We start from the raw sequence: 10,438 nt of genomic DNA, 5'->3' as shown, positions 1-10,438 counted from the left end.
ACGCCAGGTATGATGGCTGGGCCAAAACCCGCCCGAACGAGGGCGACGCTTTGCGCTGTGCATGGAAGAGAGCCGCAGCCTGCGTGCGGTTGTGGGTGCCGAGTTTGGTGTTGATGTTGTGGAGATGAATCTTCACCGTGAACTCCGACAGTCCCAGCGAAGCCGCGATAGCCTTGTTCTGCAGCCCATTGGCCACAAGGGCAAGCACCTGGAACTCGCGCTCGGTAAGCTCGCTCATCTGCTCATCCTGATTGGTGACGCTATAGTCGATGACGCGCTCGGAATGCTGAGGCTCGGGATGGGTGCGCGAGCGGTCGCCGTCGAACAACGCGAGAGGATAATATTCGCCGCCCACCAGGAGCAGGCGAAGCGCGGCGAGCCAGACGTCGAGCTTCAGTTGCATCGGCAGCACACCGCGAACACGTTCCGCAAAGAGTGCCTTCGGGGAATAGACGGTATCAGCGTCGTTCTGCAGGAGTGCCACGGGACCGTTCAGATTGAAAAGTTTCGATCTCAGCTGTCGCAGCTGAGGGAACAGCGCCGCGTCCAGCAAAACGAGGCATACGGCTTCTCGTTGAATGTGTTCCGGCACGCTTTGCTGCCAGATGCGCTCGACGGCGCAGGCGGGAAACTCTCTTTCAACGGCGTAGATCATGCACTCCGAGACGACGTGTGGCGGAGCAACAATCAGGATGATGCGCTTCTTGGACTGATCTGACTCAGCATCCTTTGCCAAGCCGACATGCGATTGGGTGACAGCGAGCATGGAAGCCCCCCTTTTGTCGTACCCCTCAGCGAAAGATCCCAAAAGCCCCGCGGTTGTTGTCTGCTTTTTGAAGGGGGGCGAGCCAGCCATGCCTGGATCGAAAGTACTATACACTGCCATCAGTTTTATTCAAATAGCACGGACGGACTACGCATTATCGTATTCCGGGAAATTCCTCAGTAACCAAGCTCACATACAAAATAAACTGCGTTTCCAGCACAATTACCACAGCATGGCGACCAGAAATACCCTTGGCACAAAGGAACTAGCCTGAATTTTTATCTATGATTTCGCCGCGGTCGCAAGCACACTGAACACGTCCCGAAGAATCGGGCCCACCTATACAACCGAGACTTTGCAGCGTCGACACACATTGTGTCGCCCGGCTGGTCGCGGTTGCCTGCAACACAGGAGGTGCCGATCGAGCAAGATGGAAATGCGACCCCCGCCTGACGGCGTCCCGGGTCGAAGCGAAGCAGTGATCCATCAACGCAACTCCGCACACAGCCGCAAAGCCGCATCAGAGAAGAATTCGGTTCGGCCGTGTCGGATCAACCCAAGGATACGACAATGAGTGACAGAACCAACGGTATTGGCGCATTCGGAATGGATTCTGGCCGCAAGTGGGATCCCGAAGCTGAAGCCGATGCGGATGCCGATGCGAAGGCCGACGCGAAGGCCGATGCAGACGCAGACGCTGATGCAGACGCTGATGCGGATGCCGACGCAGACGCGAAGTCCGACTCCGAGTCCGATGCGAAGAGTGAAGCCGATTCGGAAAGCGATTCGGATTCGTACAGCGACGCTGACTCCAAGAGCGATAGCGACTCGAAGAGTGACTCCAAGAGTGAGTCAAACAGCGAATCCAAGAGCGACAACAAGAACGTAAACATCAACGAGAACAAGGTTGATGTCGACGTTGATGTCGATCTCGACCTGAAGGGCCGTCTCGGCGACTACAAGGAAGACAACGATTTCGCTGACTTCGACGTCAACGGAGATGTTTCCGACGTGATCGTCAATCACGACGGCAAGGTCACCTACGACCCAGGCGATGACGTGACGTTCAAGGACGTCCTGAACGACTCGCTCAATGGCGAAGGAAACGACACCGGCATGGCGATCAATCAGATCGCCACGATGACCGACAATGACGTACTCCACAGTGCCAACCTCCAGAATACCGGCACGTTCCAACAGAACGGCGATGCCAACGCGGGCGATGCATCCGCTGGCGACGGCATTGATGCTGGCGGCGGCGGCGGCGGCGGCGGCGGTGAAGCCAAGGCCAATGGTGGCGACGGCGGCAACGGCGGCGACGCCAAGAACGAAGACCTCGAAGCCGGCGACGGCAAGGGCGGCCTCGCGCTGAGCGCCGCACTTGGTGGCGACGCCAAGAACGATTCCGATTCTGACGGCGGCGACGGCGACGGCGGCGACGCCAAGAACGATGCCGACGGCGGCGATGGCAATGGCGGCGGCGGCGGCCGCGGCGGCGACGGCTTCGGCCTTGGCCTGGGCGCTGGTCTGGGTCTCGGTGCAGCCAGTGCTGAAGCTGGCGATGCCAAGTCTGACGGCGGCGACGCGAAGGCCGACGGCGGCGACGCGAAGGCCGACAGCGGCGACAGCGGCAATGGCGGCGACGCCAAGTCCGAAGGCGGCGACGGCGGTGACGCGAAGTCCGAAGGCGGTGACGGCATTGATGGCTACATCCCGATCATTGCGTACGGTGAAGGCGGAGACGCCAAGTCCGAAGGTGGCGATGGCGGCGATGCTGACTCCGACGGCGGCAGGTCCGGTTCGACGGGCGACGCCGATTCCGACGGTGGTGACGCCGATTCCGACGGTGGTGACGCGAAGTCCGACGCTGGCGACGCCTATGGCGCAGGCATCGGTCTGGGTCTCGGCGTTGGTGTTGGCCTCGGAGCCGGCGGCGACGGCGGCAACGGCGGCAACGGGACCGGCGGAAACGCCTCGACTGGTCCGGCAACCGGTGGATCCGGGACCGGCGGCGCATCGGGATCGTGGGCATCTGGCGACGGCGGCAGCGCGCTGAGCGGCGCCTGGGCTGACGGTTACGGTGGCCACGCCATCGGAGTCGCTGCTGGCGGTGCTGGCGGTGCTGGCGGCAATGGCGGCATTGCCTCGACCGGCGCTGGCGGTGCTGGCGGTGAAGGCGGCATGTGGGGTTCGCAAAATGGCGATGACGGCTTCGTCACCGGCACGAGCGAAGCCTCCGCTGACGCGATCATCGATATCAGCGCATTCAACCAGCAGATCGTGATGGGCGCCAACCTGCAAGGCAATACCGTCGACACGACGGTTGTCGGTGGCGACTTCAACAACACGGTCACCGGTGAAGATGCGTAGTACCTACGCGTTCTGAAAGAAGACTGCGCGAAGCAATTCGCGCAGTCTTCACGCGCCCGATAATCAGTATTCCGATGGCGGAGGCCGACCATGTACATGGACAAGGTTACGCAGATCATTTCCCACTTTATCGGTGAATTCGAGGCAGTAACCGAACAGGCACGCCTGAAGAAGGCTTACGAGGAGTTTGCGGCCAGCCGAAAGGCGGCCGAACTGGAACAACCTCTTCCCGATGCCGACGTCGACGTTCAGGCTCCATACCCGCTGATCGACTACCAGCCCGACATCCCCTACATGCCAAAGCCCCCCGAACTCCATCGCATCAATGCGCCGTCGGATTTTGTCTTCAATCCACCGACATTGGATTTGGGTGGCGAATTGTCGGCAAATATCCAGGACGCCGTGCAGAACGTGCTGGGCGGCCGGATAGTGAACCACAGTCCATCGCTAAGCGAGATATTTGAACCGCCGCCGCCAGGCAGCATCGGCATTGTCGTCAAGCAGACCATCCGGCTCGACGACAACGACTATGTCAGTGCGGGCGGCCATGGCCTGGTCTTCAACCCAGGGCCGGCGGACCAGTCGATGCTCGGCGTCATGCAGGAAGCTGCGGCCGACCTTTCGCCGATCGACGATCTGACACTGGACAGCACAGACGGAGACATAGGCGAGTTCATCTTGACCGCCGCCGAACTGCTGGACGGCATGATCGATGTTGCGGGCGACGATGTTACGATCATCAAGGCGGATCAGATTGACGGCATCTACGTCAACGGCCAATCTGTCGAAGAAGCGCCCGACCTTGCCGACTACGCCGATTTTCTCAAGGACGAGGAAGAGACAGACGGCCCGCTTCCCGAACTGGAAGTCAACGCGCATTTCAATGCTGAAGGCGAACTCGAAATAGACGTGTCTGTCGAGCTGCAAGCCGGCGGCAACACCCTGGTGAACTCCGCCGTCGTGACCAACAGCTGGGCTACTTCGACGGTCCTTGCCGTGGCGGGTGATTCGGTCGAACTCAACGCAATTGTCCAGATCAACGCAGTCAGCGACGTCGATTCGCTCGGTCAAACGCTCAACGGGTGGGTACGCGATGAGCAGGGCGCCGAGGGGCTGTTCAACATTGCGATGTTCAAACACATCGCGCCCGAAGCCGCGCAGGCGGCAGCAGACGCAGTCGAGGATTTTCCCAAAAACTGGGTGGTCACCAAAATCGAGGGCGATCTGACAATTCTGAACTGGATCGAGCAGTACTCGTTCGTCAGCGACAACGATATCGCCGTGCTATCCTCATCGGGCGTCACCTCCAAGATTGGGACAGGCGAGAACACCGCCGTCAACGACGTGTCGCTGGAAGAGCTTGGCCGCCACTACGACCTGATCGTGGTGGGCGGCAGCCTCTACGACGCCAACCTGATCCAGCAGCTCAACGTGCTTCTGGACAACGACCTGATCGGAGCCGTCGACGGGTTTGAGACAAACGGCGAAGCATCGGTCGCCGCTGGAAACAATCTCCTCTGGAACCAGGCTGCTATCGCCGAGATAGACGGCGGCTCCGGACCGTTGGTGATGCCCTCGGAGTATCTTGCGGCGGCGCAAGGGCTGGCAGCAGGCGACGATACGGCACTGAAGGGGCTTCTTGGCGATTCCGCTTTTGCCGGCCTCGATTCACTGCGCGTGCTCTACATCTCCGGCGACATGCTGAACCTCAACTACGTGAAGCAGACGAACATCCTCGGCGACAGCGACCAGGTGGCGCTGGCGATGAATGAGCTGTTTCCCCATCCCGAGGCCGAGTGGACGCTGACGACCGGCAACAATGAACTGGTGAACTTTGCCGCGATTGTCGACGTCGATGCAACGGACAAGACCTATGTCGGCGGCGGTCAATACTCCGACGAGGTGCTGATCCAGGCAAACCTCATCGAGGACGACAGGGGTCTCGCGGCTCAGGATCCCGACCAGCTCGTCAATGAGGCGGTCGCTTTCCTCGACGATGGCTTGACGGACGAAGCCGGTGACGGCGATCCGCTGATTCAGCCGATGCCAGCCGCTGATCATGCACCGAGCGAGATTATGTTGGGCTAGCCGGGCGCTTGCCGCCGCCTCCGGGCGGCCTTCGGTACAATCGACGAACCTCAGGGGAAACCATGCTGCAGGAACGCGATCCATCCATCGACGATTTCAGAAACGAACTAGAAACGAAGACGGGCATACGCGACCCGGCCGCGCAGCCATCCAAACCCAGCCAGCCGGTGGACGAAGCAACCGCCGCAACTGTGAACCCGACCGCAGATCGCAGCGACAAGATACAAGAAACTGAAGCGCGGCTCGATCCACCGGCAACCCTTGAAATGAAGAAATCGTCAGCGCCAATTGGCATGGTCACAATCGATGCCGACACCGGCCCGGTTGTCGCAAGAAGCGGCCCGCCGAACACTCCAGCCCCGCCTGCGGATCGCGGCGGCGGTGGTGGGGGTGGTGGCGGCAATGGCCCGGTATTTCACAAGCGGCTGGGTCCGATCGATTTCGGTGCATCGCTGAAGACCGGACTGGCTGTCGTCAGGAAGAATTTGGCGATCGTGATGCTTTTCACGATCGCGACCAACGTCCTCGTACTGGCCATACCGGTCTATCTCTTCCAGATATCCGACCGCGTTCTCACCAGCCGCTCGACTGATACCCTGATCATGCTGACGGTGGTGATCATTGGGGCCGTCGTGCTTCAAGCGATGTTCGACGCAATCCGGCGCTTCATCCTGATGCGCACCGCGGTGGAGGTTGCCGCCCAGCTCGGCGCGCCAATCCTGAGCGCGGCCGCCAGGGCGTCGCTGCACAGCAACGGACGCGAATATCAAACGCTCGGCGATCTGCAGCAGCTGCGCTCGTTTCTGGTTTCCGGCACGCTACTCTCCTTTCTCGATGCACCCTTGGCGCCGCTGTTCCTGTTAGTCGTGCTGCTGATCCACTTCCACCTGGGCGCCATCGTCGTTTGCTCCGCATTTCTGCTGCTGGTCATCGCGTTGATGAACCAGCGCGCGACCGAAAAATCGTTCGGCGAAGCCAATACGCATCTGAGCAAGGCAAACCTCCACCTCGATTCGATGTCGCGCAACTCGCAGATCATCAACGCGCTGGCGATGATCCCCGAGGCGGTTCGAATCTGGGGCAAGGACACCGCAAACTCGCTCAGGGCACAGGTCATTGCCCAAGACCGGAACATCGCCTTCGCTTCGTTGTCGAAGATGGTTCGCATGCTGACGCAGGTCACCATGCTCGGCTGGGGCGCCCACTTGGCGATCGCGGGTGAACTGACCGGCGGTATGGTCATCGGCGCCTCGATTATCGCCGGCCGGGCTCTTGCCCCTATCGAAGGCGCGATCGAGGGATGGAACCAGTTTGTCCAGTCGCGTGCAGCCTACGGCCGGATCGCGGCGCTCCTGCAGGCCTCTCCACTTAATTTCGAGAGACTTAACCTGCCGAGGCCGGAAGGCAGGCTCGATGTCGAGCGGCTGCTGTTTGTGCCTCAGGGCACGAAGCGCGTTGTGCTCAATGGCATTGGCTTCACGCTGGAGCCGGGCGAATCACTCGCCATCATCGGCAATTCCGGCGCAGGCAAGACAACGCTGGGCAAGATGCTCGTCGGCTCGATCCTGCCAACGTCTGGCAATGTCCGCCTCGATCTCATGGACCTGCGCAACTGGGACCAGCGGCAATTCGGCGAGAACATCGGCTATCTGCCGCAGGATGTTCAACTGTTCCCCGCATCCATCAAGGCCAACATCGCCCGCATGCGCGACGATGCGACCGACGCTCAGATCTATGAGGCGGCGAGCCTGGCTGACGTGCATGAAATGATCGCAACGCTGCCGCACGGCTACGAAACATTTGTCGCCGCGGACGGCGCGCCGCTCTCGGGAGGCCAGAAGCAGCGCATCGCGCTGGCCCGCGCTTTCTTCGGCAATCCGCGCATGGTGGTGCTCGACGAGCCGAACTCCAACCTCGATGCGGCCGGCGACGTGGCGCTTGAACGCGCGCTTACGCACGCCAAGAAAAACAAGATCACGGTCGTCACGATCACCCAACGACCAGCGTTGCTGAAGCATGTCGACAAGATCCTGTTGTTGGTGAACGGCACGGTCGCGCTGTTCGGGGCACGGGAAGATGTTCTGAAGGCGCTCGCGCAGCGCGGCCTGTCCATCGAAGGCGGCGCGTTCGGTCATCAGATTACGTAAGCGAGGCAAGCAATGTCCGACATAGCAGCCGTCCATGACATCGAATGGTATTCGCAAGTGCCGCGATCGATCTGGCGGCAGACCGCGATCGGTCTCGCGCTGATTGCCATGACGTTCGGCGGATTTGGTGTTTGGGCGGCAACCGCGCCGTTGGCCGCCGCGGTGATCGCCCAGGGCAGCTTCGTCGCAACCGGTCAGAACAAGATCATCCAGCATCTGGAAGGTGGCGTTATCAAGGACCTGCTGGTCAACGAGGGCGATCGCGTCACCGCCGGGCAGCCGCTGGTCATGATGGATGAAACCGCGGCGCTTGCCAGGGAGCGGCAACTGTTCCTGCGTCAGATGCGGCTGGAAGCGATCGTCGCGCGGCTGACGGCGCAGCAGACCGGCGCATCCGCCGTGATCTATCCCCGGGCCGTCGACGAGAATCGCGATGATCCGGACCTTGCCCCGATCATCGAGAACCAGGAACTCAATTTCCATGCGACGCTGGCGAAGATGCGGAGCGAAATTGGCCTGCTCGAGCAGAACGTCCAAGCGATGAAACATCGCCGCGAAGGTTTTCAGCAGCAGCTCGACTCCGTGGAACGGCAGCGCGCGTTCCTGGAAGAGGAACTAAGCGGCAAGCAGGTGCTGTTCAAGCAGGGCCTCATGCGCAAGCCGGAGCTGAATGCGCTCCAGCGAGCCATTGCGGACGCGCAAGGGCAGGCCGGGCGCCTCATCTCGGAAGTCCAGGAATCGACATCGCAGGTCGCACGATTTGAGCAGCAGATCGGGCAGACGAAGGATGCCTACCGGCAGGCGGCGCTTGACGAGTTGCAGGGCATCGAGGCGGAACTCGATACCGTTCGTCAGCAATCCGAGGAAGCCAAGAATGTGCTGCAACGGGTGACCATCCACGCGCCAGTCAGCGGCACGATCGTGCGCATGTATTACCACACCGATGGCGGTGTCATCGAAAGCGGCAAGAGCATCATGGAGATTCTCCCCGCCGATGTGCCGCTGATGATCGAGGCGCAGATCTCGCGAACCGATATCGACGATGTTGACGTGGGTCAGAATGCAACTGTAAGACTGGTCGGCCTGAACCAGCGGATCACGCCGGTGCTTGACGGCGAAGTGTTTTACGTATCGGCGGACTCTCTGCCGGACGCATCGCCGACTGAACCAAGAGAAATCTACCTTGCGCGCATCAGCCTCCCGCTGTCGGAAATACAGCGCGTTCCGGGATTCGTCCCGACGCCTGGCATGCCCGCGGAAGTCATGGTGCAGACGGAGGAACGGACATTTCTTTCCTATCTGGTCAAGCCGATCACCGACACGATGGCTCGCGCGTTCAGCGAGCGCTGACCTTGGGCGGGGATTGCAAATCGAGGGGACTGACATGCATGTCGATGTGATTACCGATCTGGGAGACCTCGCCAAGCTGCGTGAGAACTGGGATGCGATTTATGCGCGCGATCCCGAAGCGCATTACTTTCTGTCGCATGGGTTCCTGTCGAGCTACTGCCGGCGTTTCAGCGGCGCCTGCCTCATTCTCGCGGCGCGTGTCGGCGATGCCGGCTCGCGCTACGTCGCGTTCTTTCCGCTCCGCCTGCGGCTTCGGATGAACAAGCACGACGCTGTCTTTCACAATGAGCTCAACATGGCAGGCAACTATGCGGCCGATTACACCGGAATGGTCGCCGAGCCCGAGTATGGCGACCGTGCGCTGATTGCTTTCTGCCGCAAGCTCAAGACATTGAACTGGCGCAGGTTGCATCTTGAGAACCTGCGCATGTCCGACGCGCGCATCAAGCTTATCGTCAAACATCTTTCCGATGACAGGATCGAACTACGGTCGCTGCGGCGCGTCAACGAGAGCGACAATATCGACAATGCCATTTGTCCGATCGTGACGCTCCCGACATCGTTCGACGCCTACCTGGACAATCAGGTGGGAACGAATACGCGCCAGAAGATCCGCCGCTTTCTACGCAAGGTCGACCGGGCAGATCAGTTCCGAATCCGGCACACCGACGCCACGACGCTAGCGGCTGACACCGACCGCCTTTTGGAACTGTGGCGAATAAGATGGCAGCCACGCAAGGGTGATCGGACGCTGGGCCTTGTCAGGAGCTTCCGCACCCTGATCATGGACGCGTTCAAGGACGGCGCACTCTATTTCCCATCGCTGTGGCATGGCGAGCGGATGCTGGGCGGCCTCATCATCCTGACGGACCCGGTCAAGAAGGCCATGCTGTTCCTCATGACCGGCCGCGATGAGACCTTCAGCGAAATTCCCGCAGGTCTTGTGCTGCACGGCCACGCCATCCGGCACGCGATCGGTGAGGGTATCGAGACCTATGATTTCCTGCGCGGCAACGAACCCTACAAATACTCCTTCGGCACCCGCGACGTTCGGCTGACCAGTTTTTTGGCGCAGACACGCGACGGCGCCAATCTCGGCGGAGTGCTCGATCGGCGCTCGCTCAACGGGGTGCTGGAGGAAGCTGGCAGGCTGCATGCGGCCGGCGATCTGACGCTGGCGGAAAAGGTCTACCGGCAGGTTCTGCACACTGATGCCCGGTACCCGCGCGCGCTCTACGGCTTGGGCCAGTTGCTGGCTACACACGGCGACCATCAGGCGGCAGCCAATTGCTACGCCACTCTGATCGGCGTGGCCGCAAACTCGAGGAAGGCTTGGCTGCGCTACGCGATTGAATTGCAGACGCTCGCGCGGCACGCGGAGGCGGTGGCGGCGTTCCGGCGCCTGCTCGAGTTGCAGCCCGGCCTGTCAGGCGCCGAATACGGTCTTGGCCGCAGCCTTGCGGCGTTGCGCCGGGACGAGGAGGCGGCGCGCGTGCTCAGGACCGTCGCAAGCGTTGCTTCTTCAAAGAACAATGCGCTTGTCAGGGCCAAGGCCGAGAAACAGTTGCGGAGGCTGGGCGCCGCGGCGCCCGCACCGCTCTCGCATCCGCTGCCGCTTCGGTTGGCCCGGCTTGAGGGTCAGATCCGATTGCCGAAAGCAATGACCGCGGTCGGGCGGTTCGTTACGCTGAATTGACGACTGTCCGGACAGGTGAAG

The 10,438-nt window shown here is 61.1% G+C and carries 6 protein-coding genes; 5 read left to right on the top strand and 1 reads right to left on the bottom strand.

Annotation, left to right across the window (positions count from 1 at the left end; translation table 11 throughout):
- Positions 1–766 (bottom strand): helix-turn-helix transcriptional regulator (locus F3H98_RS22835; protein WP_188130524.1); only part of this gene is annotated, 766 nt, incomplete at its 3' end.
- 570 nt (positions 767–1,336) lie between these two features.
- On the opposite strand from F3H98_RS22835, the gene F3H98_RS31230 reads away from it, so the two are divergent.
- The 5 genes from F3H98_RS31230 (at position 1,337) to F3H98_RS22810 (ending at position 10,417) form a co-directional block, all read left to right on the top strand.
- Complete coding sequence (locus tag F3H98_RS31230; protein WP_188130523.1) at positions 1,337–3,136, top strand: hypothetical protein; 1,800 nt, start codon at positions 1,337–1,339, stop codon at positions 3,134–3,136.
- A gap of 90 nt (positions 3,137–3,226) precedes the next feature.
- On the top strand, positions 3,227–5,224 hold the full coding sequence (locus tag F3H98_RS22825; RefSeq protein ID WP_149762634.1) for a type I secretion protein: 1,998 nt from the start codon (positions 3,227–3,229) through the stop codon (positions 5,222–5,224).
- A 62-nt stretch (positions 5,225–5,286) separates the two neighbouring features.
- Positions 5,287–7,371, top strand: coding sequence for a type I secretion system permease/ATPase (locus F3H98_RS22820; RefSeq protein ID WP_244621852.1), 2,085 nt, complete (start codon positions 5,287–5,289; stop codon positions 7,369–7,371).
- 12 nt (positions 7,372–7,383) lie between these two features.
- Positions 7,384–8,721: an HlyD family type I secretion periplasmic adaptor subunit gene (locus F3H98_RS22815; protein ID WP_149762633.1), complete on the top strand. Its 1,338-nt coding sequence runs from the start codon at positions 7,384–7,386 to the stop codon at positions 8,719–8,721.
- A gap of 34 nt (positions 8,722–8,755) precedes the next feature.
- Complete coding sequence (locus F3H98_RS22810; RefSeq protein ID WP_149762632.1) at positions 8,756–10,417, top strand: GNAT family N-acetyltransferase; 1,662 nt, start codon at positions 8,756–8,758, stop codon at positions 10,415–10,417.
- Positions 10,418–10,438 lie beyond the last annotated feature (21 nt).

The organism is Neomesorhizobium albiziae, from assembly GCF_900114255.1.
GTDB lineage: Bacteria > Pseudomonadota > Alphaproteobacteria > Rhizobiales > Rhizobiaceae > Neomesorhizobium > Neomesorhizobium albiziae.
Note: the sequence above shows the minus strand (reverse complement) of the source record. Positions and strands in the feature narration are given on the sequence as shown.